This is a genomic window from Pseudomonas sp. NFX224 (assembly GCF_048565165.1).
In the GTDB taxonomy this organism is placed as follows: Bacteria; Pseudomonadota; Gammaproteobacteria; order Pseudomonadales; family Pseudomonadaceae; genus Aquipseudomonas.
The window spans coordinates 1,013,130-1,038,251 of record NZ_CP183416.1 but is presented as its reverse complement, the minus strand read 5'-3'; the positions used below and the strand labels follow the sequence as shown (position 1 = coordinate 1,038,251).

General features: G+C 61.1%; 20 protein-coding genes. 7 read left to right on the top strand and 13 right to left on the bottom strand.

Going from position 1 to position 25,122, the window contains the following annotated elements; translation table 11 throughout:
* Positions 1 to 4: 4 nt before the first annotated feature.
* The 3 genes from ACNYC6_RS04495 to ACNYC6_RS04485 form a co-directional block, all read right to left on the bottom strand.
* Positions 5 to 1,216, bottom strand: a complete 1,212-nt coding sequence (locus ACNYC6_RS04495; RefSeq protein WP_419711276.1) for a nitrate/nitrite transporter — start codon at positions 1,214 to 1,216, stop codon at positions 5 to 7.
* A gap of 179 nt (positions 1,217 to 1,395) precedes the next feature.
* Entirely contained in the window at positions 1,396 to 1,971 is a 576-nt protein-coding gene (locus ACNYC6_RS04490; RefSeq protein ID WP_419711275.1) for an ANTAR domain-containing response regulator, read from the bottom strand.
* A gap of 15 nt (positions 1,972 to 1,986) precedes the next feature.
* On the bottom strand, positions 1,987 to 3,198 hold the full coding sequence (locus ACNYC6_RS04485) for a CmpA/NrtA family ABC transporter substrate-binding protein (protein ID WP_419711274.1): 1,212 nt from the start codon (positions 3,196 to 3,198) through the stop codon (positions 1,987 to 1,989).
* 230 nt (positions 3,199 to 3,428) lie between these two features.
* On the opposite strand from ACNYC6_RS04485, the gene ACNYC6_RS04480 reads away from it, so the two are divergent.
* Positions 3,429 to 4,448 (top strand): quinone-dependent dihydroorotate dehydrogenase, encoded by a 1,020-nt coding sequence (locus ACNYC6_RS04480; protein ID WP_419711273.1) that lies wholly within the window; start codon positions 3,429 to 3,431, stop codon positions 4,446 to 4,448.
* 170 nt (positions 4,449 to 4,618) lie between these two features.
* Here ACNYC6_RS04480 and rmf read toward each other — a convergent pair whose 3' ends face one another.
* A complete protein-coding gene (gene rmf / locus ACNYC6_RS04475) occupies positions 4,619 to 4,834 on the bottom strand; it encodes a ribosome modulation factor (protein WP_003223300.1) in 216 nt (71 codons plus the stop codon).
* Positions 4,835 to 5,365: 531 nt separating this feature from the next.
* Between rmf and rlmKL the strand changes: the two genes are divergently transcribed.
* Positions 5,366 to 7,636 carry a bifunctional 23S rRNA (guanine(2069)-N(7))-methyltransferase RlmK/23S rRNA (guanine(2445)-N(2))-methyltransferase RlmL gene (gene rlmKL, locus ACNYC6_RS04470; RefSeq protein ID WP_419711272.1) on the top strand — a complete coding sequence of 757 codons (2,271 nt, stop codon included), beginning with the start codon at positions 5,366 to 5,368 and terminating at the stop codon, positions 7,634 to 7,636.
* A gap of 143 nt (positions 7,637 to 7,779) precedes the next feature.
* Entirely contained in the window at positions 7,780 to 10,179 is a 2,400-nt protein-coding gene (locus ACNYC6_RS04465; RefSeq protein WP_419711271.1) for a diguanylate cyclase, read from the top strand.
* Between the two features lie 124 nt (positions 10,180 to 10,303).
* Here the strand turns inward: ACNYC6_RS04465 and dacB are convergent, their stop codons facing one another.
* Positions 10,304 to 11,764 carry a D-alanyl-D-alanine carboxypeptidase/D-alanyl-D-alanine-endopeptidase gene (dacB, locus tag ACNYC6_RS04460; protein WP_419711270.1) on the bottom strand — a complete coding sequence of 487 codons (1,461 nt, stop codon included), beginning with the start codon at positions 11,762 to 11,764 and terminating at the stop codon, positions 10,304 to 10,306.
* A 507-nt stretch (positions 11,765 to 12,271) separates the two neighbouring features.
* On the bottom strand, positions 12,272 to 12,616 hold the full coding sequence (locus tag ACNYC6_RS04455) for a YggL family protein (RefSeq protein WP_419711269.1): 345 nt from the start codon (positions 12,614 to 12,616) through the stop codon (positions 12,272 to 12,274).
* Between the two features lie 220 nt (positions 12,617 to 12,836).
* Between ACNYC6_RS04455 and ACNYC6_RS04450 the strand changes: the two genes are divergently transcribed.
* Entirely contained in the window at positions 12,837 to 13,022 is a 186-nt protein-coding gene (locus tag ACNYC6_RS04450) for a BPSL0761 family protein (RefSeq protein ID WP_419711268.1), read from the top strand.
* Positions 13,023 to 13,195: 173 nt separating this feature from the next.
* Here the strand turns inward: ACNYC6_RS04450 and ACNYC6_RS04445 are convergent, their stop codons facing one another.
* The 7 genes from ACNYC6_RS04445 to ACNYC6_RS04415 all read right to left on the bottom strand — a co-directional run bounded on the left by ACNYC6_RS04445 (position 13,196) and on the right by ACNYC6_RS04415 (position 20,389).
* Positions 13,196 to 14,299 carry a tartrate dehydrogenase gene (locus ACNYC6_RS04445; protein ID WP_419711267.1) on the bottom strand — a complete coding sequence of 368 codons (1,104 nt, stop codon included), beginning with the start codon at positions 14,297 to 14,299 and terminating at the stop codon, positions 13,196 to 13,198.
* A complete protein-coding gene (locus ACNYC6_RS04440) occupies positions 14,239 to 15,621 on the bottom strand; it encodes a spinster family MFS transporter (RefSeq protein WP_419711266.1) in 1,383 nt (460 codons plus the stop codon). Before ACNYC6_RS04440 ends, ACNYC6_RS04445 begins: the two co-directional genes overlap by 61 nt.
* Before the next feature lie 80 nt (positions 15,622 to 15,701).
* Positions 15,702 to 16,733: a 4-hydroxy-2-oxovalerate aldolase gene (gene dmpG / locus ACNYC6_RS04435; protein WP_419711265.1), complete on the bottom strand. Its 1,032-nt coding sequence runs from the start codon at positions 16,731 to 16,733 to the stop codon at positions 15,702 to 15,704.
* 10 nt (positions 16,734 to 16,743) lie between these two features.
* The gene (locus ACNYC6_RS04430) at positions 16,744 to 17,676 is read right to left on the bottom strand and encodes an acetaldehyde dehydrogenase (acetylating) (RefSeq protein ID WP_419711264.1); all 933 of its coding nucleotides are present in this window, start codon (positions 17,674 to 17,676) and stop codon (positions 16,744 to 16,746) included.
* A 37-nt stretch (positions 17,677 to 17,713) separates the two neighbouring features.
* Positions 17,714 to 18,505, bottom strand: coding sequence for a fumarylacetoacetate hydrolase family protein (locus ACNYC6_RS04425; RefSeq protein WP_419711263.1), 792 nt, complete (start codon positions 18,503 to 18,505; stop codon positions 17,714 to 17,716).
* Between the two features lie 68 nt (positions 18,506 to 18,573).
* Positions 18,574 to 19,347, bottom strand: a complete 774-nt coding sequence (locus tag ACNYC6_RS04420; RefSeq protein ID WP_419711262.1) for a glucose 1-dehydrogenase — start codon at positions 19,345 to 19,347, stop codon at positions 18,574 to 18,576.
* Positions 19,348 to 19,408: 61 nt separating this feature from the next.
* On the bottom strand, positions 19,409 to 20,389 hold the full coding sequence (locus tag ACNYC6_RS04415; RefSeq protein WP_419711261.1) for a flavin reductase: 981 nt from the start codon (positions 20,387 to 20,389) through the stop codon (positions 19,409 to 19,411).
* Between the two features lie 217 nt (positions 20,390 to 20,606).
* On the opposite strand from ACNYC6_RS04415, the gene ACNYC6_RS04410 reads away from it, so the two are divergent.
* From ACNYC6_RS04410 to ACNYC6_RS04400, 3 genes are all read left to right on the top strand, one after another.
* Positions 20,607 to 22,043: a coniferyl aldehyde dehydrogenase gene (locus tag ACNYC6_RS04410; protein WP_419711260.1), complete on the top strand. Its 1,437-nt coding sequence runs from the start codon at positions 20,607 to 20,609 to the stop codon at positions 22,041 to 22,043.
* A 66-nt stretch (positions 22,044 to 22,109) separates the two neighbouring features.
* Entirely contained in the window at positions 22,110 to 23,705 is a 1,596-nt protein-coding gene (locus tag ACNYC6_RS04405; RefSeq protein ID WP_419711259.1) for an amidase, read from the top strand.
* Between the two features lie 146 nt (positions 23,706 to 23,851).
* Positions 23,852 to 25,039: an acyl-CoA dehydrogenase family protein gene (locus ACNYC6_RS04400; RefSeq protein WP_419711258.1), complete on the top strand. Its 1,188-nt coding sequence runs from the start codon at positions 23,852 to 23,854 to the stop codon at positions 25,037 to 25,039.
* Positions 25,040 to 25,122: the final 83 nt, after the last annotated feature.

The following is a 25,122-nucleotide window of genomic DNA, read 5'->3' as shown; positions in this document are numbered from 1 at the left end:
GACCTCAGACCCGCGCAGCGGTCACGGCAGCCGAACCCCAGGTGGTTCTCCAGCGGCGTTTCACGCCGTGCAGACCGAACCAGGCGAGAACCGCGAGGCTGGCGAACAACCACAAGGCCATCTGATAGCTGCCGGTGCTTTGTTTGATCGCGCCCATGCCCGCCGCGAGGGCAAAGCCACCGATGCCGCCAGCCATGCCGATCAGACCGGTCATCACGCCGATCTCGCGGCGAAAACGCTGCGGAACCAATTGGAAAACCGCACCGTTACCTGCACCCAAACCGAGCATGGTGCACACGAAAAGTGCCAGGGCTGCGTAGGAACTTGGCAGGTTGAAACCGACGGCTGCAATGCAAACCGCGGCGACCGTGTACATCCCCAACAGGGTACGAATACCGCCGAAACGGTCGGCCAGTGCACCGCCCAATGGGCGCATCAGGCTGCCACCGAACACACAGGCGGCGGTGTAGTAACCGGCGGTCACCGGGCTCAGGCCGTACTGGTCGTTGAAGTAGCCGGGCAGGGCGCTGGCCAGGCCGATGAAGCCGCCAAAGGTCACGCTGTAGAAAAACATGAACCACCAACTGTCGCGGTCACCCAAGGCCTTGAAGTAGTCGGCCATCGACTTGGCTTTCGGCCGCTCAGGAGCATTTTTGGCCAGCCAGGCGAAGACGATCAGGGTCAGGATCAGCGGGATCAGGGCGAAGCCGAACACATTGCTCCAGCCAAACGCGGCGGCCAGCACCGGCGCAATCAGTGCGGCAAGCACGGTGCCCGAGTTACCCGCACCGGCAATGCCCATCGCCTTGCCTTGATGCTGTGGCGGATACCATTGCGAGGCCAGCGGCAAGGCAACGGCAAAGGACGCGCCAGCCATGCCGAGGAACAGCCCCAACAGCAGCGCTTGCTCATAAGAGTGGATGCCGAGTTTCCAGGCGCCGAACAGCGCGCAGATCACGATCACTTGACCGATCAGGCCCGCAGTTTTTGGCGACAGGCGATCAGCCAGCATGCCCATCACAAAACGCAGGATCGCCCCGGCCAGGATCGGGGTGGCCACCACGAGCCCTCGTTGTTGGGTGGTCAGGTGCAGGTCACCGGCGATCTGCACCGCCAAGGGGCCGAGCAGGTACCAGACCATGAAGCTCAGGTCGAAGTAGAGGAAGGCCGCGAACAGGGTCGGGGTATGGCCGGATTTCCAGAAGCTTGAATTCATCGCGCACCTCAAACTGAATAGGAGTCTCGAACGGGAGCCAAAACAAAAAAACGCCGCCACCTGATTTGCCGGGAGGCAAATGAGGTGAGCGACGTCTTTGTCGTAGATTGGGCAACCGCCGTTGGTTACCTGTGGTGATTACTTAGCCAGATCTGTGCCACATGCCGATCGTTGTCGGGTCAACCCAATAATTCACTCATGGCAATGATCTGCTCGGCCACCTGGATCAGCTTCTGCTGGCGGCTCATGGCCTGGCGGCGCATCAGGGTGTAGGCCTCTTCCTCGTTGCAATCTTTCATTTTCATCAGCAGCCCCTTGGCCAGCTCGATGCGCTTGCGCTCGGCCAGTTGCTGGTCGCGGGCGTGCAGTTGCGCGCGCAGGGCCTGGTCGCTTTCGAAGCGCGCCATGGCCACGTCGAGAATCGGCTGCAAGCGTTGTGCGTGAATGCCTTCGACGATGTAGGCACTGACCCCGGATTTGATCGCCTGGCGCATCACGTCGGGGTCGTGTTCGTCGGTAAACATGACGATGGGGCGTGGCTGGTCGCGGCTGACTAGCACCACTTGCTCCATGACATCACGGCTCGGTGACTCGGTATCGATCAAAATCACATCCGGACGCACCGTTTCGACGCGTTGGGGCAGGTCGATGGTCAACCCGGACTCGTCGATCACTTCGAATCCGGCTTCGGTGAGGGCCGCTTTCAGACGTCCGACTTTTTTCGCGGTGTCGTTGATCAGCAGGATACGCAACATGTTCGCAGTCTCCTGTCAGCGGCTGGCGAGTCGGGGCGAGCTATCGCTCATGGCGTGCAGCTTGAAGCTGCGGGCATAGCCGACCGGATCAGAGCCGTCCCAGACTTTGCCGTCGATCATCTGACTGCTGCGCTTCTCTTTACCCAGCGATGCGACACCGACGGCACTGGCGGCTTCTCGATACAAGTCTAGTTGCTGGACCTGACGGGCCACCGCAAGGTAATCCGGATCGTCGCGCAGCAAACCCCAGCGACGGAATTGGGTCATGAACCACATGCCATCGGACAGGTAAGGCAGGTTGACCTCGCCAGCGCCATGGAAGCGCAAGGCGTGTGGGTCTTGCCAGCGATTGCCCAGACCGTCGGCGTAGTCGCCCAGCAGGCGCGGTTCGATGCATTCAAGCGGTGCGTCGAGGTACTGGGGGGCACTGAGCAATTGCGCGGTGCTGCGACGATTCTCGGTGCTGTCTTCGATGAAGCGGCTGGCTTCCAGGATCGCCATCACCAACGCTCGGGCGGTGTTGGGATATTGCTCGACGAAGGCGCGGGTGCAGCCGAGGACTTTTTCCGGGTGATCGGGCCAGATGGTTTGAGTGGTCGCCAGGGTAAAGCCGAGATCCTGTTGCACCGCACTGGCGGACCACGGTTCGCCAACGCAGAAGCCGTCGATGCGCCCCGCTTGCAGGTGCGCGACCATTTGCGGCGGTGGCACCACTACGCTGTCGACATCCAGCAGCGGATGAATGCCCTGGCTCGCGAGCCAGTAATACAGCCACATGGCGTGGGTGCCGGTTGGAAAGGTCTGGGCGAACGTCAGTTTTGGGCGATTTTGGTGCACGTGCCGGTGAAGTGCTTCAGGACCGGTCACGCCAAGGCCCTGCAAGCCATGGGAGAGGTTGATGCTCTGGCCGTTCTGGTTCAGCCCCATCAGCACCGCCATGTCGGTCGGGGCCACGCCGCCGATGCCCAGGTGCACGGCGTAGATCAGGCCGTACAGGCTGTGGGCGGCATCGAGTTCACCGCTGACCAGTTTGTCCCGCAGGTTGGCCCAGGATGATTGGCGCTTGAGGTTCAGGGTCAGGCCGTAAGGCTGGGCGAAACCCTGGGTGGCGGCCACCACCACCGAGGCGCAGTCGCTCAGTGCCATGAAGCCGAGGTTGATTTCGGTCTTTTCCGGGGCATCGCTGCCATTGACCCAGGCCAGAGGGCCTGCTGATGGTTCGTTCATCGATTTCGCACCTTCAAAAAAAACGTCGTCCCAGGCCCTTCTACAAGCCAGGCCGGGTGACGACGCCATTGTCCTTGCACACTTTCCGCCGTTGGCCTGTGTGCTGATGACTGAGCGGGTGCAAGGCATATGCCATCGCCCGCTGTTTTTATCGTTGCGCCTCGCTAGCGCCCCCCATGCCCGGCTATAATCGCCGCCTCATTTCGCCGCCAATCGAGTCAAAACCGCCCATGTACACCCTGGCCCGTCAGCTGTTGTTCAAACTTTCCCCGGAAACCTCCCACGATCTGTCCCTGGACCTGATCGGCGCGGGCGGACGCCTGGGGCTCAACGGCTTGCTGTGCAAGGCGCCGGCGAATGTGCCGGTGAATGTCATGGGCCTGGACTTCCCCAATCCTGTAGGGCTGGCGGCGGGTCTGGACAAGAACGGTGCGGCCATCGACGGCTTTGCCCAGTTGGGTTTCGGTTTTGTCGAAATCGGCACCATCACCCCGCGTCCGCAGCCAGGCAATCCGAAGCCGCGCCTGTTCCGTCTGCCGGAAGCCGAGGCGATCATCAATCGCATGGGGTTCAACAACCTTGGCGTCGATCACCTGCTGGCCCGCGTCGCAGCAGCCAAGTACAAGGGCGTACTGGGGATCAATATCGGCAAGAACTTCGATACGCCGGTCGAGCGTGCGGTCGACGATTATCTGATCTGCCTGGACAAGGTCTACGCCCACGCCAGCTATGTGACGGTCAACGTCAGTTCGCCGAACACGCCGGGCCTGCGCAGCCTGCAATTCGGTGACTCGCTCAAGCAATTGCTGGCCGACCTGGCCACGCGCCGTGCGGAACTGGCGCTGCGTCACGGCAAACACGTGCCACTGGCGATCAAGATCGCTCCGGATATGACCGACGAAGAAACCGCGCAGGTCGCGCAAGCGTTGATCGAAACCGGCATGGACGCGGTGATCGCCACCAACACCACCCTGAGCCGCGTCGGCGTCGAAGGCATGGAACATGGTGACGAGGCGGGCGGTTTGTCCGGTGCACCGGTTCGCGACAAGAGCACGCACACCGTGAAAGTGCTGGCATCGGAGCTGGGTGGTCGTTTGCCGATCATCGCGGCGGGTGGCATCACTGAAGGCAAACATGCGGCGGAGAAAATCACCGCGGGTGCGAGCCTGGTGCAGATCTACTCGGGCTTCATCTACAAAGGCCCGGCGTTGATTCGTGAGTCGGTAGACGCGATCGCTGCTCTGCGCTGATCCTTTGTAGGAGCGAGCAAGCTCGCTCCTACAGGAATCGCATTTTCATCAGGCATAAAAAAGGGCTCCTTTAAAGGAGCCCCTGGGCCGGAGCCCGCCGTCCGGATGGGACGTGCGTGGTTAATTCAGTACAAAATCAGATTGTCGTGTCGGAGTGTTGTGCCCTGTAATTAGCCGACGGCGTGAAGTTCGTTGAGTCTGTGGATTCCCGCAGTGCCGGTCATACCGTCCCAGTTGTCGCCGCGTCCTTCTCGCCAGCCGTTAATCCAGGCTTGACGTACCGACGGTAGAGTAAATGGGCAAAGCTCACGGGATTTGCCACCAACGCCATATTGATATCCGCGCAAAAATGCTCTTTCCAACGGATCACGCTTAAGTCTTCTCATAGGGTGTTGCCCTCACTTGTTGACTGTAGGTATCGCGTCGACCTCTATTGAGGTCAGGCAGAAAAACTCTGCCATTGGGGGGCTCGTTGCCGGCGTGACGAGCCAAGGTGTTGACGTCATTGCGGCGCCAACCTGTGTTGAGTTCTAACCAATGCGTCACATCGAGGGAATGATCGTTTTGTCATAAGGACGTAACTGTTCATGTGCTAACGCCATAAGTAACCTGATGTTCGCTGCGTATTTTTTAGGCAAACCCCGGTATGATCGGCGCTGCGTTGGATGGTCGGCTTAGTCCTTTGCTGAGAATGGCTCCTGTTGCGCAAAGGGACTATTCGACGAAGGGTCGACTTAAGACAATTTGTTGCATCAACTTTTTTATCTGTCCTTGCATCTAAGCTCACTTAACCCGGGCAGCAGGGGTGGAACGGCACACCTTCGTGCCACGCGGGCGCTCTTCGAGAAAAGCACCTGATTGAAAACCGGGCCGGCAATGCGTTGCCGGTCCACTCAGCCAAAGGCTCTGAAATCCTCATGTCCGATCGTTTCGAACTCTTCCTCACTTGCCCAAAAGGCCTTGAAGGCCTGCTCATCGAGGAAGCCGTCGGGCTTGGCCTTGAGGAAGCACGTGAGCACACCTCTGCCGTGCGCGGCATGGCCACCATGGAAACCGCTTATCGCCTGTGCTTGTGGTCGCGTCTGGCCAACCGGGTGCTGCTGGTGCTCAAGCGTTTCCCGATGAAAGACGCTGAAGACCTCTATCACGGCGTACTCGACATCGAGTGGCAAGACCATATGCTCAACGACGGCACCCTGGCCGTCGAATTCAGCGGTCATGGCTCCGGCATCGACAACACCCACTTCGGCGCCTTGAAGGTCAAGGACGCCATCGTCGACAAACTGCGCACCCCGCAGGGCGACCGTCCGTCGATCGACAAGCTCAACCCGGACCTGCGCATTCACCTGCGCCTGGACCGCGGCGAAGCGATCCTCTCCCTCGACCTCTCCGGCCACAGCCTGCACCAGCGCGGCTATCGCCTGCAGCAAGGTGCGGCACCGCTGAAGGAAAACCTCGCGGCCGCCATCCTGATCCGTTCCGGCTGGCCACGCATCGCGGCCGAAGGCGGCGCACTGGCTGACCCGATGTGTGGTGTGGGTACGTTCCTCGTCGAAGCAGCAATGATCGCCGCCGACATCGCGCCGAACCTGCGTCGCGAGCAGTGGGGCTTCACCGCCTGGCTCGGGCACGTCCCGGCGCTGTGGAAAAAGCTTCACGAAGAAGCGTCCGAGCGCGCCGCTGCCGGTCTGGCCAAGCCGCCGCTGTGGATTCGCGGTTACGAAGCCGACCCACGCCTGATTCAGCCAGGCCGCAACAACGTCGAGCGTGCCGGCCTGAGCGAGTGGATCAAGATCTACCAGGGCGAAGTCGCGACCTTCGAGCCGCGTCCGGACCAGAACCAGAAAGGCCTGGTGATCTGCAACCCTCCGTACGGCGAGCGTCTGGGCGACGAGGCGAGCCTGCTCTACCTCTACCAGAACCTCGGGGAACGCCTGCGTCAGGCCTGCCTGAACTGGGAAGCGGCGGTGTTCACCGGCGCGCCGGACCTTGGCAAGCGCATGGGCATCCGCAGCCACAAGCAGTATTCGTTCTGGAACGGCGCGTTGCCGTGCAAGCTGCTGCTGATCAAGGTGCTGCCGGATCAGTTCGTCACTGGCGAGCGTCGCACCCCGGAGCAGCGTCAGGCCGAACGCGAGCAAGCGGCCTACGATGAGGCGCCGAGCGAGCCGCAAGAACGCCAGTACAACAAAAACGGCAACCCGATCAAACCGGCCCCCGCACCGGCTCCGGTGATCGAGCAGCCACGCCTGAGCGAAGGCGGGCAGATGTTTGCCAACCGCCTGCAAAAGAACCTCAAGGCTCTGGGCAAGTGGGTCAAGCGTGAAGGCATCGATTGCTATCGCGTCTACGATGCCGACATGCCGGAATACTCCATGGCCATCGACCTGTATCACGATTGGGTCCACGTCCAGGAATACGCCGCGCCGAAATCCATCGATCCGGAAAAAGCGTCGGCGCGCATGTTCGATGCCCTGGCGGCGATTCCGCAGGCGTTGAACATCGACAAGAGCCGCGTAGTGGTCAAGCGCCGCGAGCGTCAGAGCGGCACCAAACAGTACGAGCGTCAGGCTGCGCAGGGCAAATTCGTCGAGGTCAATGAAGGCGGGATCAAGCTGTTGGTGAACCTCACCGACTACCTCGACACCGGTCTGTTCCTCGACCACCGGCCAATGCGCATGCGGATTCAGAAAGAGGCGGCCGGCAAGCGCTTCCTCAACTTGTTCTGCTACACCGCCACTGCCAGTGTTCATGCAGCCAAGGGCGGTGCGCGTAGCACCACCAGCGTCGACTTGTCGAAAACCTATCTGGACTGGGCGCGGCGTAACCTGTCGCTCAACGGTTTCTCCGACAAGAACCGTCTGGAGCAGGGCGATGTGATGGCCTGGCTGGAAGCCAGCCGTGACGAGTACGACCTGATCTTCATCGACCCGCCGACCTTCTCCAACTCCAAGCGCATGGAAGGGGTGTTCGATGTGCAGCGTGATCAGGTGCAATTGATCGACCTGGCCATGGCACGCCTGGCACCCGGAGGCGTCTTGTACTTCTCCAACAACTTCCGCAAGTTCGATCTGGAGCCGAATCTCAGCGAGCGCTACGCGGTCGAAGAGATCAGCGCACAGACCATCGATCCGGATTTTGCCCGTAATCCCAAGATCCACCGCGCCTGGAAAATCACGGCTCGTTGACGCCTGATGTGATTGGATCCACAGAGCCTTGATTTTTAAGGCGCTGTGGGTCTGCTCGGTGCTGGTCAAATTAGTGGCTAATAGCTATAACTCAACTCAGGGCCAAAGGGCTTTCCCGCACCTGGCGTTTTGAGTTGCGTTTTATGTCGTTGCACGCCGTGCGCCCAAAGATCCTGGGTTTTATCAGCGAAGATGTCTCGGCCTGGCTGGTCGCGCTCCTGGTTTTGCTCGTCGGCGGGATTCTCACGGGATTGCTGGCGTGGTCAACGCTTAACCTGTTTCACCATCAATTGCGGCAACGTTTCCAACTGCTGGCCACTGAGCGTTACAGCCGTATCGAAGAACGTTTCGAAGATCAGGAGCAGCGCCTCGATGGCCTGCGCCGGTTCTTTGCCAATTCCGATTCGGTCTCCCGAGAGGAATTCAACGGTTACACCCAACCTCTTTTACATCGCACTCAGGCGTATTCGTTTGCCGAACGGGTGAGTCGCGACGAGCGCGCAGCTTTCGAGCGCCGTGCTCGGGATGAAGGCTTGAGTGATTTTAGCCTGCGCGAACTCAATGCTGACGAGCAGCTGCAATTGGCCGCCGAGCGGGATGAGTACGTGGTGGTGGTGTACAGCCAGACGCAAAGCAAACTTGGTTCGCCGCTGGGCTTCGACTTGCTCGCGCATCCCTTACGCCGCGCGACTCTGGAGCGGGCTGACCAGCATGGGCGCACGGCAGTCTCGCAACCGATGCACCTGGTCAGTATCGATCCGGCGTATGCGCGGGGCGTGCTGCTGGTCGCACCGGTCATGCTGCGCAATCAACCGGATGTGTCGAGGAGCAAACCGTTCGGCTACGTCATGGCGGTGATCAGCATGCGTCAGTTACTGGCCGACGGATTGCCGGAGGCGGGCCGGGATTATCTCTCGGTGCGCATCCTCGACCTGTCCATCGATGACCAGCATGAAGTCCTGTTTGAATCACCGAATCCGCCGGCCGTCAGCGAATTGTCCACGACCCGGCTGCTGCGCCTGGCGGATCATGAGTATCAAGTCGACATCCAGCCCAGCGAAGCTTTTCTGCAGGCCAACCATTCGTCGGTGACCTCACTGGTGGTGCTCGGTGGTTTGCTCAGCATGCTGCTCAGCGCCTTGCTCTACGTGCTGGTCAGTCAGCGGCAACGTGCGCTGAAAATGGTGGAGCAACGGACCGAAGAACTGCGCGCCCGCGAACAGGAATTGCGCGGCACCCACGGCCAGTTGCGTGGCGTGCTGGATGCCGCGACCCAAGTGGCGATCATCGCCACGGACCTGCGAGGGGTGATCAGCACCTTCAATGCCGGTGCCGAGCAGATGCTCGGCTACAAGGCCTGCGAGGTGGTGGGGCACATGACCCTGGAGAATCTGCACCTGCCCCGGGAGCTCGCGGCGCGTTCCGCCGAGTTGAGTGCGCGTTTCGGCAAGCCGGTGCCGACCTGTCACGCGATGCTGGTGGAAAACAGCTTCGAGGGTGGTCATGAGGCGCGGGAGTGGACGCTGGTGCGAGGTGATGGCAGCCATTTGAGCGTTAACATGCTGGCTACGCCCGTGCTTGACGAGCAAGGTCTGTGGGTCGGTCACCTGGCGGTGTGCATCGACATCACCGAGCGCAAACGCGTGCATGAGGCCCTGGCCGCACGGGACCTTTTGTTGAAGAAACTCAGTGCCCATGTCCCCGGCGGCATTTATCAATTCAAGATGGAATTCGACGGGCGCTTCAGCGCCATCTATGCCAGCGACGGTATACGCGAAATCTACGAACTCGAACCCGACGTGCTGTTGCTCAACGCCGAAGCGATCTTCACGCGGATTCACCCCCAGGACACCACGCGCGTTCGCGCTTCTATCCGGGCTTCGGCGGATACCCTCGGCCATTGGCGCGAAGAGTACCGCGTGCAGTTGCCCCAGCGAGGCCTGCGTTGGGTCCGTGGCGAGGCGACGCCGGAAGAACTGCCGGGCGGCGGTGTACTGTGGCACGGCTACATCTCGGACATTACCGACACGAAGCGGGTGGAAGAAGAACTGCGTGCGCTGTCGGTCACCGATTCGCTGACGGGCATCCATAACCGCCGCTATTTCCAGGAGCGCCTGACCACCGAGATGGCCCGGGTGGAGCGCGGTGGCGGCGAGTTGTCAGTGATCATGCTCGACATCGACCATTTCAAGCGCATCAATGACCAGCATGGTCACGCCGTCGGCGATCGGGTGTTGCAGGTGGTGTGCGATCGCATCGGCCATCGGTTGCGGCGCACGGATGTGTTCTGTCGCTTGGGCGGTGAGGAGTTCATGGTGCTGTGCCCGGACATCGACGGCGAACAGGCTTACGTGCTGGCGCTGGAGTTGTGGCAAGGCTTGCGCAGTTCACCAATCGACGAGGTCGGTGTCGTCACCGCGAGTTTCGGGATTGCCAGTTGGCGGGTCGGCGAGGGCGCGGATGAACTGCTTCTGAGGGCGGACTCGGGGGTTTATGCGGCGAAGCAGGAGGGCAGGGATCGGGTGCAGGGCGAGACGAATTGACAGGCGCTGTACGCAATCCCTGTAGGCGCCGAGCTTGCTCGCGATAGCGGTCTGGCCGTCACATCAATGTTGAATGTGCTGCCGTCTTCGCGAGCAAGTCGCTCCCACATGGGACTGTGGTGTATTACAGGACCGAAGCGGTCTGCGGCAGTTTCGGCTGGCGATACAGGTCCAGCAGCACCTGATCCAGAACCGACGATGCGCCGAACGGGGCCTTGTCGTTGAGGATCGCCACCACCGCCCAGGTGTTGCCGTTGATGTCGCGGCTGAAACCGGCGATGGCGCGCACGGTGTTCAGGGTGCCGGTCTTGACGTGGGCTTCACCGCGCATCGCGGTGGTCTTCAGGCGTTTGCGCATGGTGCCGTCGGTGCCGGCAATCGGCATCGAGCTGATGTACTCGGCCGCGTAAGGGCTGTGCCACGCAGCTTGCAGCATCGAAGCCATTTCCCGGGCGCTGACGCGTTCGGCGCGGGACAGTCCGGAGCCGTTTTCCATCACCAGGTGCGGCGCGGTGATGCCTTTCTTCGCCAGCCACTGGCGCACGACGCGCTGGGCAGCCTTGGCGTCATCGCCATCGGCGTCGGTGCGGAATTTCTGCCCCAGGCTCAGGAACAGCTGCTGGGCCATGGTGTTGTTACTGTATTTGTTGATGTCGCGGATGATTTCCGCGAGGTCCGGCGAGAACGCCCGTGCCAGCACCTTAGCGTCTTTCGGCGTTGGCGCCAGCACATCCTTGCCTTGGATGCTGCCACCCAGCTCTTTCCAGATCGCGCGCACGGCGCCAGCAGTGTAAGTCGCGTGGTCGAGCAGCGACAGGTAAGTCTGCGAGCTGCAGCCTTCGCCCAACTGACCGCCGACCGTCACGGTCACGCTGCCATCGGCCTGAGGCACCGGGTTGTAGCGCACGCCGCCGGTGCATTGTTTGGAGTTGAGGGCTTTGACCTGATTGTCGATGCGGATACTGGCGATTGGCGGTTCAACGGAGACCAGCACCTTGCCCGAATCATTGCGTGCAACGAAACGCAGGGCCTTGAGGTTGACCAGCAGCGCATCGGGTTTGACCAGGAACGGCTTGTTCTCGTCATTGCCGTCGTCATTGAACTCGGGCAGTTGCGGTTGCACGAAGAAGTTCTTGTCCAGCACCAGGTCGCCGGTGACCTGGGTCACGCCGTTGGCGCGCAGGTCGCGCATCAGCAGCCAGAGTTTTTCCATGTTCAGCTTCGGATCGCCGCCACCCTTGAGGTAGAGGTTGCCGTTGAGGATGCCGCCGTTGAGGGTGCCATCGGTGTAGAACTCGGTTTTCCACTGGTGGTTCGGGCCGAGCATTTCCAGCGCCGCATAGGTGGTGACCAGCTTCATGGTCGACGCCGGGTTGACCGACACGTCGGCGTTGAAAATGGTCGGGGTGCCCGGGCCGGTGAGCGGAATCATCACCAGGGACAAGGCGTTGTCCTGCAACTTGCTGGCCTTGAGGGCTTTTTCAACGTTGGGCGACAGAGCGGTGTTGATCGGTTCAGCTGAGACGGGGAGGGCCAGCGGCAAAAGAAGGCTGGCCAGCAGCAATGGACGCAACGATTTGATCATGTGAAATAAAACCCTACAGCCGAGGGGAAAAGACGAGGGCATGAACATGAAAGCCCTCCGCGGTCATGAAAGTGTCGGCATTATGCCCCAAGGTGTCGTGGCTTGTGCCGTGCCTTGGCCTTCCAATCCGCTATTTTTTTACCGGCGGTAGGCTGCGGCCGTTCAGAGACGGGCAATTGGCGGCTTAAACTGCTGAAGTGCCGGCCTTTATTACGTCTGTCAAAGCGAAGCGTGCCTCCGCTGTATTTGAGAATGGCCATCATATCGAAATCATGGGTAAGTCACTCAGCGGGCGACACTAAGATTCCAAGTGCTGCGTTTCAGTTGTGAGGGGAATGGAGAGGCGGTGATGCCGGCAGGCCATGACGAGAATAGGATCGTCCCCGTGATTGATCACGGACAGTGGGCGGCTCGAGTGGGGGAGTTCGGGGCCTCAACTTGACGATAAATGCGCGTTTCATGAGGCAGAAACAAAAAGGGCCATCACGATGGATGGCCCTTAAAACATCAAGCTACCGGATTGATCGGCTTTTCCGGGTACCAGACGTCCAGCAGCGGGCTGACTTCAACGCTGGTCAGCTCGGTGCGGCCTTTGAGCCAGGCTTCAACGGCGGTGCGTTGTTCAGCGCTGACCGAGCCGCGCTTCTGCAGGCAAACCAGTCCGTAGTCGTCGCCGCCAACATAGCCCAGGCCGTTGGCTTCCATGGCTTCTTTCAGGAACGCGTCGAGGAATGCATCGATTGCCTCGTCAGCCAAATCTTCCTTGAAGTCCAGGTTCAGCTCGAAGCCCAATTCCTGGAACTCGTCTACACAGAGCTTTTTGCGCAGACGCTGGGAGCGGTTAGTGGCCATTGAAACAATCCTCATAAGTAATAACGCCGCGCATCTTACCAGCTACGCGGCATCTCTGCCTGATTGAGTGCTGCGCTCGCCACGCGAGGCAGGTGCTCCATCGCAATGCTTATGTGTAAGCGTTGTGAAAGCCTGCTTGGTAGTGGGGTGAGCGCTCGTTTTCCTGAGTTGCTGTGCAAACGCACTCTGAAGAAGCGTGCCATTCGAACGGAGCAGGTCCGTGGCACAAACTCACGCTTTCCTGCCGGAGCTTGCTCGCGACACAGAAGTGCCCGAACGGGTTAGACAAAATTCTCACTTCCTTTTACGTCACTCTCCCACTAAGTACGATGTGCTGCAGGCTGGCCTGAACGCGTACATCCAGGAAGTGGAGAAAGAGGCGGAGACCAAGGGCCAGCGTAACTGAGTACCTTGAATGAGGAACCTGCTATTGGGCAAGTTCCTTCGTTCACCAGGCGATTTCGGGAAGCCCCAAAGCCTTGATGGAGTATGCGGCTGGCGTGACGTGCACAGCGCCATGCGCTACGACCTACGTTTTTACAGCTGTACAACGGGGTGTTAGCCGCTGAAAAACAGCGTTTAACAAGTTCGAGAAAGCTGTTTTTCAATCGCCTTGCCCAGTTCAACAGTGCTTCCTGTGCCACCCAGGTCACGGGTCAGCGGAGCATGTTCCGGGCCTTGGGCAAGCACTGCCTCGATCGCTGCCAATACCGCAGCACCCGCGTCAGCGTGCCCCAGGTGCTCAAGCATCATGGCTCCGCACCAGATTTGCCCGATCGGATTGGCTATGCCTTTTCCAGCGATATCGGGCGCAGAACCATGCACGGGTTCGAAAAGGCTCGGGAAGTTACGTTCCGGGTTGATGTTGGCCGAAGGCGCTATGCCGATGGTGCCGGTGCCGGTGCCGGTGCAGGCCGGGCCGAGGTCGGACAGGATGTCGCCGAACAGGTTGCTCGCCACCACGACATCGAACCAATCCGGGTGCAGGACGAAGTTCGCGGTGAGAATGTCAATGTGATATTTATCAACTTTCACGTCGGTGTATTGCTTGCCCATTTCGGCGACGCGCTCGTCCCAGTAGGGCATGGTAATTGCGATGCCATTGGACTTGGTGGCAGAAGTCAGGTGTTTCTTCGGACGGCTCTGAGCCAGGTTATAGGCAAACTTCAAGACGCGATCGACGCCAATGCGCGTCATAACGGTTTCCTGCAGCACGATCTCGCGCTCGGTGCCGGGAAACATCTTGCCGCCAACGCTGGAGTATTCGCCTTCGGTGTTCTCTCGCACCACCCAAAAATCTATGTCACCGGGCTTGCGATTAGCCAACGGTGCTTTGACGCCGGGCATCAGGCGGCAGGGACGCAGGTTGACGTACTGGTCGAACTTGCGGCGAAATTGCAACAGCGAATCCCACAATGAAATGTGGTCGGGTACAACGTCCGGCCAACCGACCGCGCCGAAGTAGATCGCGTCGTACTTCTTGAGAATGTCGAACCAGTCATCCGGCATCATTTTGCCGTGGGTCAGATAGTAGTCGGCGCTGGCGAAATCAAACCAGTCCCACTGCAGGTCGATATCAAATTCATTTGCCGCCGCCTGGATTACGCGAACACCCTCAGGCGTCACCTCCTTGCCGATACCGTCCCCAGGGATGACGGCGATTTTGTAGTGGTAGGTGGACATGAAAATACTCCAGTGTTTGTAGTTGTCGGGTTCAGTATCAAATGCTGGTAGGTCCGCCAGAGCAGTATGATCGCAATGACGAGGGTGCAATTGACCAGCAGCAAGGCGTAACGCAACGACTCTCCAGCGAACAGCGGCATCAGGGCATCGCTGAGCAAACCGGTGGTCAGCGGGCCGATGCCGACGCCACACAGGGTCGAGATGATGGTCTGCAGCGCTACGCCGGTCGCGCGGCGGTGCGCCGGTACCAGCTGGGTCAGGAGTGAGAACGAGGGGCCGACCCACCAGACCGAGAAGAAGCTGGTCAGGGCGCACCAGAGCATGGCGCTGGGCACCGGTACTGCGCCTGCGTGCAGGAGAATGTCGCGGGGCCAGAGCAGGTAGATGACCATCGCGCAGCCGCCGAGCAGATGGCCGATGACCGGGATGCCGATTTGCCAGTGCGGGTTCTTCACCGCCAGGCGGTCGGTCAGCCAGCCGCTGAACAGGGCGCCGAGTCCGGCGCAGGTGCCGCCAACCAGGCCGGCGAGGATGCCGGCGTATTGCAGGGGCATGTCGTGGGAGCGCACCAGGAAACTGGCGTTCCACATGGCGTAGGCATAGGCGCTGAAGCTGGTGATGCCGCAAGCCAGCACCAGGCAGCGATAGGCTGGTTGAGCGAGCAGTTCGCGGGCGCTTCCCAGCAGGCTTTGCACCGGGTGCGCGGTGTGCGTGTGCCTGAGGTCAAACCGACCTCGTGCCGGGTCGCGCATCACGAAGGCGAATACCGCACTGATCACCAGGGCGGGCAGGGCAACGGCAACGAAGGCGCTGCGCCAGCCATGGTTGTCGACCACCCAGGCGCCGACGCTGAGGGCGATGATCGTCGAAAAAGTCGGCGCCGCAGTGTAGCAACTGATGGCAAACGAGCGCCGGTGCGGTGGGTAGACATCGGCGATAATCGACATGGAGGTGGAGGTGCTCGGAGACTCGAACACGGCCACGGCCATGCGCGCGATCACCAGCATCGCAAAGCTGGTGGACAGGCCGCATGCCACGGTGGCCAGGGCCCACAACAGGCAGGACACGGCCAGCAGGCGCGTGCGCGGCAGGTGGTCGGCCAGGCGCCCGGCGGGCAATCCCAGCAGCACGTAGACCGCTGCAAAGGCCAGGCCGGAGACCAGGCCCATGGCGGTGTCGCTGGCGCCGAACTCTCGTTTGATCGGTTCGATCATCACGGCAATGATCTGGCGCCCGACAAAGCTGTCGGCGTACATTATCGCGAGCAGGAACAGCAGGCCATGGCTGCGCCAGCCAGTGGGTTGAGGGTGCATACTGCTCATGGATGACTCCTGGCCAGGCGATGGATCCGGGGCAGGGGACCAGGCGGTACCTGGTCCCCTGTAGTGCGCTCAGGCTTTGCTCACGCGCTGGCTTTGCGTTGCTTGGCCAGGGTCATGGCGGTGTCTTCGATCATGTCTTCCTGGCCACCGACCATGCCGCGTCTGCCCATCTCCACCAAAATTTCCCTCGCGGAGACGCCGTACTTTTTCTCGGCACGCTTGGCGAACAGCAGGAATGAGCCGTAGACACCGGCATAACCCATGGTCAGTGCATCGCGGTCACTGCGGATCGGGAAGTCCATGATCGGCACTACCAGATCCTCGGCAACGTCCTGGATGCCAAAAACACTGACTCCGGTTTCGATACCCATGCGGTCGCAGACGGCAACCAGCACCTCCATCGGTGTATTGCCCGCTCCAGCGCCCAGACCCGCGCAGGCAGCGTCGATGCGGGTGGCGCCCGCGGCGATCGCCGCGATCGAGTTGGACACGCCCATCGAAAGGTTGTGGTGGCCATGGAAGCCGATTTCGGTTTCCGGCTTGAGCGCGGCGCGCAATGCGCTCACTCGCGCGCTGACATCATGGGGCAACAGGTAGCCCGCCGAATCAGTAATGTAGATGCAATTGGCGCCGTAGCTTTCCATCAGCTTGCCCTGGTTGACCAGGCCTTGCGGGCTGTTCATATGGGCCATCATCAGAAAGCCGACGGTGTCCATACCCAGCGTGCGGGCTGCGGCAATGTGCTGCTCGGAAACGTCAGCTTCGGTGCAGTGGGTGGCGACGCGAATGGTGTTGACACCCAGTTCATAAGCCATGTGCAGGTGATCGACCGTGCCGATACCCGGCAACAGCAGCGCCGAGACCTTGGCGTTTTTCATCAGCCCGATGACGGCCGACAAATACTCCTCGTCACTGTGTGCCGGAAACCCGTAGTTCACTGAGCTTCCGCCCAAGCCATCGCCGTGGGTGACTTCAATCAAGGGTACGCCGGCGGTGTCCAGGCCACAGGCAATGTCTTTCATTTGCTGCAAGGTGATCTGATGGCGTTTGGGGTGCATGCCGTCACGCAGGCACATGTCGTGGACGGTTATTTTTTTGCCGTGAAGGTCCATGGCGCGCTCCTTAGACGGTGGCAGGTTGTGGGGTGCTGGTGGCGCCGAGAGTCAGCGCACCCTTGAGCATTTCTTCGGCAAACATTTCGGCAGTGCGCGCCGCAGCGGCGGTCATGATGTCGAGGTTTCCGGCATAGGTGGGCAGGTAGTCTCCCAGGCCTTCGACTTCCATATAGATCGACACCCGATTGCCGTCGAACACCGGACCGTTGACCAGTTTGTAGCCGGGCACATAGCGCTGGACCTCCTCGATCATGGCCGCGATCGAGGCGCTGATGGCCGCTTGGTCAGGCTCGGTTTCGGTCAGGCAATGCACGGTGTCACGCATGATCAACGGCGGTTCGGCGGGGTTGACGATGATGATCGCCTTGCCTTTTTTCGCGCCGCCGACCTGTTCCACGGCGGCGGCAGTGGTGCGGGTGAACTCATCGATATTCTTGCGTGTGCCCGGGCCCACCGATTTGGAGGCCGCGGTGGCAATGATTTCGGCATAGGCCACCGGTTGCACGCGGGACACAGCGGCTACCAGTGGAATGGTCGCTTGGCCGCCGCACGTGACCATGTTGACGTTCATCGCGCCGAGGCCGAGGTTGTGCTTGAGGTTGACGGGAGGCACGCAGTAGGGACCGATGGCCGCCGGCGTCAGGTCGATCATCAATACACCCAGGGCGTTGAGCTTGCGGCTGTTCTCGGCATGCACGTACGCAGAGGTCGCATCGAAGGCGATCTGGATACCGTCTTCAAGCACATGCGGTAGCAGACCGTCGACGCCTTCGCTGGTGATTTTCAGACCCATTGCTGCGGCGCGGGTCAGGCCTTCGGAGGTGGCATCGATACCCACCATCCAGACCGGGTCCAGTACTTCGCTGCGCTTGAGTTTGTACAACAGGTCGGTGCCGATGTTGCCAGGCCCTATGAGGGCGCATTTGATCTTTTTGCTCATGGCATTGCTCTCGATCAGAAGAAAAGTGGGCGACGACTCAGGGCACGAAATTCAAGTGCATCTCGCCCAGGCCGCTCAGCGACAGGCTGATGATGTCTCCCGGGGCGACCGGTACCAGCGGTGCCAGGGCACCGGACAGAATGATTTCACCCTTGCGAAAGGGGATGCCCAGCTTGCCCAGGGTATTGGCCAGCCAGGCGACGGCGGCACAGGGGTGGCCTTGCACCGCCGAGCCCAGGCCGCTGCCCACGTGATAGCCGTTCTTGAACATCTCTAACTGGACCTTCGCCAGGTCCAGCTCACGGGGGTTGACGCGCTGCTGGCCGAGGGCGAACACGCCGCAGGAGGCGTTGTCGGCAACGGTGTCCTGAATGCGGATTTGCCAGTTCTCGATCCGCGAATCGACAATCTCGAAGCACGGCAGTACCCACTCGCTGGCCTGCAGCACATCGTCGGCGCTGATGTCGGTACCTTGCAGGTCTTCGCCAAGCACAAAGGCGATCTCGCCTTCGGCCCGCGGCTGCACCAGACGGTGCGCGGCAAAGCTGATGTCGCTGCTATCGGCGACCTGCATACGGTCGGTCAGAAAGCCGAAATCCGGTTGATGGACATCAAGCATTTCTTGCACGGCGCGGCTGGTAACGCCGATCTTCTTGCCGATCACCCGCTCACCCAGGGCTTCACGCCGGGCCAGGAAGCGCAGGGAGATTCGGTAGGCCTCATCGAGGCTGATGGCCGGGTAACGCTGGGTCAGCGGCGTCAGGCTTTGGCGTGCTTGAAGGGCGTTGAACAGTTCGTCGCCCAAGGATTCAATCAGGTGTGCATCCATGGAAAGGTCGCTCTGTGGCAAGTGAATGAAATGCCGGACGACTTGCGGCAGCGCCCGGCAAGAAGGCCTCAACCCGGCCAGACGCTGGAATCAGCACCGCCATCGACATCAATGATTTTGCCGGTGACCCACGCGGAGGCGGGGCAGGCCAAATACAGGGCGGCGGCAGCGATATCTTCCGGCTGGCCCAGGCACTTGAGCGGGGTGTTGGCTTCCATCGTTCTGCGCATGCTGTCGGGCATGACCCCGGCCAGGGCGTCGGTGAGGATCGGTCCCGGTGCCACCGCATTGACTCTGATCTGCGGCGCGAACTCTTGTGCCAGCAGGCGCGTCAAGTGGCTCAATGCAGCCTTGGCAGTGCCATAGGCGCTGAAATGGCGCTGGGCATAGCGGGCCGCGACCGAAGTGATATTGATGATGTTGCCGCCCCCGGCTTCGCGCATCAGCGGGACGCACTGCTGCGCCAGGGCGTAGGCGGCGGTGACGTTGAAGTTCATCACCTGCTCGAAATCTTCCGGACTCATCGTCAATGGGTCGTTCGGGCCACCACCGCCGGCGTTATTGACTAGGTGGGTAATGCGACCCATCCGTTTGCGTGCGTTGCTGACCAGTGCAATGCGCTGTTCGCTGTCGGTGACATCGCAGCTCAAGGCCAGGGCGCGACGCCCACGGCTTCGCACTTCTTCGGCGACGGCCTCGATGTCTTCCAGCGAGCGGGCGCTGCAGACCACATCGGCACCGGCATCGGCGTAGGCCAGGGCAATGGCGCGACCGATGCCACGGCCGCTGCCGGTAACAATGGCGACACTGCCAGCAAGGTTGAAGCGTTGCAGAATGCTCATGGCTGTCCTTGTTGTTCCAAAGGGGCGGTTGCTGTCTCAAGCGTTGCGATGCAAGTCGCACTCAGCGCGGTGCCCACAGGTCCGGCAGGCCTGGGTCGGAGGTGGCGATAAGGCGCTTGAGCAGCACCTTGAGTGCCTGGGCATCACCGGCACCCAGTCGCGTCGAAATATCTTCCTCGACGGCTTTGGCCAAGGCGACTTCTTGCATCGATGCCTCACGTCCGTCGGCGGTCAGCACATAGCGCACTTCCTCGCTGTCAATCTCTCGGGCCACCAGGTTCTGGCGTTCGAGAAAACGCATGCTCGAAGCGCTGACCACATGACCGGTGTAGCCGACGAATGTGTTGATCTCATCAAGGGTCAAGTTGTCACGAATGCACAAGGTCGAGAGGATGAAAAAAGCGTGCTCATCGAGCTGCTGGTTTTTCAGCAGGCGTCGCAACGCAAATAGCATCTGGTAGTGCGAGCGGCCGAGCAGGTAGCCGAGCAAGTCTTCGGTGTAGCTGCATTCGGGCGGCGGTGGGGTGGTTGCCAGGCGCAGCTCGCTGCGTGGCTTGCGCATCGCCAGGGCGTATTGGCCGCTCTGGAAGGCCAGCGGCGCACGGTCGCTGTGGTCGAAGGCGAGCACTTCGCCGACGAAGATCACATGGTCGCCACCTTCATACTGGAACGCCGTGCGGCACTGGAAACGTGCCGTGCAGTCCTGCAGCAAGGGTGCACCACTGATCCCGGTGTCGAGTTGGACTTCGGAAAACTTGTCTTCGCCCTGGCGGGCAAAGCGTCCGGACAATGACTCTTGCTCGGTCGACAGGACGTGCACGTTCCAGTGGCCGCCACTGCTGAAGACCGGCAGACTGCGGGCGGCCTTGGACAAACTCCAGAGCACCAGCGGCGGGTTGAGCGAAACCGAATTGAAGCTGTTGGCGGTGATGCCAACCGGCGAGCCATCTTCGGCCTGGGTGGTGACGATCGTCACCCCTGTGGTAAAGGTGCCGAGCGCGGCGCGAAACGCTTGAGGGTCGAAACTGGCGGGCGTTGCCATGATGGGCCTCATGGAATGAGTGTGCGTGCTGGCAGTATTCCTCGCGAAACGGGGATTCACATCGTCTCAACGGACTAACGTTTTTGGCCCACTCGTCCACTTGGACGAGGCGGCTGGCGGGGGCTGGGGCTAGTTTGCAGTTCGGGACGTTGCCCAATGACGGCCATGGTGGGTGCAGAGGTGTAGTGCTGGCCCTTGTAAAGTTGAGGAGGCACCAATGAGTTGTGCAATTTCATCCGTCGACGGTCTGTCGGCCCTGTTGCTTGATCAAAAAGCTGCGTTCAACGCCCAGGGTGCCGTCAGTGCGCCGCAACGGCGTGAACGAATCCAGCGCGTGATCGACATGCTGGTGGCGCATCACCAGGCGCTGGCAGAGGCCATGGATAGCGATTTCGGCGGCCGCCCCCAGGGGTTCTCGTTAATGAATGACGTGCTGGGCTCCCTGGGTTCGCTCAAACATGCTCGCGACCATCTGGAAGGTTGGATGCAGGATGAGCCTCGGCAAGTCTTCAGTCCCTACGATCATCTCGGGGCCCAAGCCTGGGTGATGTATCAGCCCAAGGGCACGGTGGGAATTCTGGGCACCTGGAACGCGCCGCTGTATACCTTGCTCAGCCCTTTGGCTTCGGCGCTGGCGGCGGGTAATCGGGCGATCCTCAAGCCTTCGGAGGTGGTGCCACGTACGGCCGCGCTGGTGGCGCAATTGTTCAGTGAACTGTTCGACCCGCTCGAGGTGGCCGTGGTCACTGGCGGTGCGGATCTGGCCCAGGCCTTCACGGCGCAGCCTTTCGATCATCTGGTGTTTACCGGCAGTACCGCCGTGGCCAAATCGGTGATGCGAAATGCGGCCGATAACCTGGTGCCCGTGACCCTGGAGCTGGGCGGGAAGTCGCCGGTCATTGTCGGGCGCAGCGCTGAGCTGGAGACCGCAGCGTTTCGTATTGCCTTGTCCAAGACTACCAACAGCGGCCAGGTCTGCATCAATCCGGACTTGGTCTACGTGCCACGCGAGCAACTGGAAAGCTTTCTCGATTTCTTTGCCAGCGCTTATTGCGAATTGATCCCTGAGGTGAGTGACAACCCGGATGTGGTGGCGGTCGTCAACGCCCAGCACCTGGCCCGGGTTGAAAAGCTGGTTCAGCAAGCCCGGCACGCTGGCGCCAGGGTCGAAAGCCTGCCTCACGCCCAGCCGGCCGATCCACAAAACCGCCGTCGTCCGCTGCAACTGGTGATCGACCCGCCTCAAGACAGCCTGATCATGCACGAAGAAATCTTCGGTCCGGCGATGGTGGTGTTGCCCTACGACGGCGTCGAACAGGTCATTGTCCATATAAACGGCCGCCCGCGACCGCTGGCCCTTTACTATTTTGGTAATGATGCCCGGGAGCAGGATCATGTGCTGACGCACACTTTGTCGGGTGGCGTCACCCTCAATGACGTGATGATGCATGCCGCCTTGCATGACGCGCCCTTTGGCGGTATCGGCGCGTCGGGCATGGGGCACTATCACGGCCGCGAAGGCTTTATCGAGTTCAGCCATCTGCGCACGGTACTCAAGGCCCCGGAACACGATCCACGCCGCGAATGGGGTTTGCTGCCGCCTTACAGTGAGCAATTTCTCGCCGCGATGGTGGCGCAGATCACCCCGGACTGAGCGGTGTTGCTGACATGAGGTGAGTCATTCGACATGAAAAACACAATAAAAAACGGAATTCAGCACATGGAACACGATCCATTGCCACAAGGCGATACTGCTGTTTCACTCGGAGCCAATGCTGCTGACGGCTGGCCTCGACGCCAGGTGCTCAAAGCCAGCGTTGCGGCACTGGGCGTGGGGCTCCTGGGACGTTTTGCCGATGTCCATGCGGCGAGCGGTTTGTCTGCCGGCGACTATCAGGACCTGGATGCCTGGGCCATGGTCAAGGGCCTGCAGGCCGGTGACTTCAGCGCCGACGACTTGCTGGCCGGAGCCATTGCCCGGTGCGAGCTGGTCAATCCGAAAATCAATGCGGTGATCATGCGCCATGACGATTACGCCCATGCGCTGCTGGCGGCCAGACGTCAGGCCGCGACCCTGGACAAGGGTTCGCTGGCAGGCGTGCCGATCCTGCTCAAGGACCTCAACACCTACCTGCAAGGCACGACTACCAGCAACGGCAGCCGTCTGTTCAAGGATGCGCCGCCGGCGAGCGTGACCAGTACCCTTATCCGCCGTTATGAAATGGCCGGCGCGGTGCCTTTCGGCAAAGCCGCCAGCCCGGAATTCGGCCTGACCACCACCACCGAGTCGCTGGCGTGGGGGCAAACCCGCAACCCGTGGAACCTGGCCTTGAGCGCGGGTGGCTCTTCCGGTGGTTCCGCTGCGGCGGTGGCGGCGGGCATCATACCAGTCGCCCATGCCACCGACGGCGGCGGTTCGATCCGCATACCCGCGTCCTATTGCGGACTGGTCGGGCTCAAGCCGACGCGCTATCGCACCCCGAGCGGACCAACGCGCCTTGAAGGCTCCTTCGGTGCCAGTGTCGCCAACGTGGTCTCGCGCAGCGTGCGTGATACCGCCTTGTTCCTCGATGCCGGGCAGGGCCATGAAATCGGCAGCCCGTACTGGACACAGCCACTGCAACGGCCCTACGTCGAGGAACTGGGCCGCGATCCAGGTCGTTTGCGGGTGGGCCTGGTGCGTGAGTCGCTGACCGGTGCCCCGTTGGACCCGGCCATTGCCAAGGTCCTGGAGGAGACGATCAAGCAGTTGCTCGGCCTTGGTCATGAGGTCGATGAACTGCGCCTGCCGATTCAGGCCCAGCAATTGTTCGGTGCCCATGGCGTGGCGATCGGCAACTCCCTGCTGGCGTCGGTCAATGACCGTGAGAAGTCACTGGGCCGCGCGTTGGGGCCGCAGGATCTGGAAATCATCACCTTTGGTGTGCTGGAGCGAGCCAGCAAGGCCACGGGTGAGGGCGTCGTCCGGGCGCGGCATGCGTTCGAAGACATCAGTATGACCATGGAGCAGCAGTTCGAGCGTTTTGATGTGATCCTCTCACCGGTCACCGCCAGCCTGACGCCGGCCCTGGGCGAGCTCTCGCTCAACCAGCCGTACGAAAGCTATGCACGCAAGGCCATGGGCAGTGCTGCGTTCACCGTGCTGGCCAACGTCAGCGGACAACCGGCCATAACCTTGCCGCTGGGCATGAGCGACAACGGACTGCCGGTGGGCATGATGTTCACCGCTCGCCTGGGTGCTGAAGACGTGCTGCTGCGCCTTGCGTCGCAACTGGAACAGGACCGTCCCTGGGTCGCCAGACGCGCTGTCATTTAATCAGCCTGAAACGGCGCCAGGGATGGCGTCGCACGGCTGTTCTGCAAGTGTTCTCTAGTCCGCTTTGACGATGAATAATCGTTTGCTGCGTTCGATCATCAACCAAGGCTCGCGCAACCGCGCAACGAGATTGGGAGAACGAACGGATGGACAGCATGCGAGTAAAAACGCCGGAAGAAATCCAGCTGCTGGAACACGCTCGGCGCCTGGTGCCAGCACTCAAAAACCGCACCGCGCGAGCTGATCGCGAGTTCCGGGTACCGGACGAAACGATATTCGAGCTGCAAGAGACCGGCCTGTTGCGAGCGCTGCAACCCCGGGCATTCGGCGGATACGAAGTCGATCCGCGCACCTTCTTTGAAATCCAGATGATTCTCGCCGAAGGCTGCATGTCCACGGCATGGATCTACGGTGTGATGGGCGTACACCCCTGGCAGCTGGCGCGTTACCCGATCGAAGCCCAGCGTGACGTCTGGGGCCAGGATCAATCGACGCTGATTTCCTCCACCTACATGCCGGTGGCCAAGGTCACCGTAGTCGAAGGCGGCTACCGTATCAGCGGGCGCTGGGGATTTTCCAGCGGCAGCGAACACTGTCAATGGTGCTTGCTGGGTGGCGTACTGCCGGCCGATGGCGACCAGGCGGCTGAGCACGGCACCTTCCTGATCCCGCGCAGCGACTACCGTATCGAGCATAACTGGGATGTCCTGGGCCTGCGCGGCACCGGCAGCCACGACATCGTGGTCGAGGATGCCTTCGTGCCGGCACACCGTGTGCAACGCACCAACAACAACACAATCGACGCCACGCCGGGACGGCTGGTCAACACCAACCCGATCTACGCCATTCCCTTTGCCCAGGTGTTCACCCGGGCGGTGTCCTCATCGGCGATCGGCGCCTTGCAGGGGGCGATCAACGAGTTTCGTGCCAGCGCCGCCGCGCACATCGGCAAACACGGGATGAAAACCGCCGATGACCCGGTAGCACAAACCACGGTGGCGGAGGCCACGATCACCGTCGACAGCCTGAGGCTGGTGCTTGAGCGCAACTACGCGCACCTGATGCAACTGGCCGAGGCGGGTGAGTACCCGGACGTGGAAACCCGTTTGCTGTACCGCTACCAGTCTTCCTATGTCACCAATATCTGCGCCGAGAAGGTCAACGAACTGTTGCGCTGCATGGCCGCCTCGGGGTTGTACAACACCAATCCGGTGGCGCGCCTGTTCCGCGACCTGCACCAGGCGCGTGGGCATATCGCCAACAACTACATGGCCTTCAGTCGCAGCCTCGGTGCCGTGCAGATGGGCCTGCCCAACCCCGACCCGTACGTATGAGTCGTGCCCGGGGCTGCGCGCAGGCCCGGGCTTGCCAACCCCTGGCCGGCATGCCGGGATCTTTGCGAATACAGCCAAGGCAT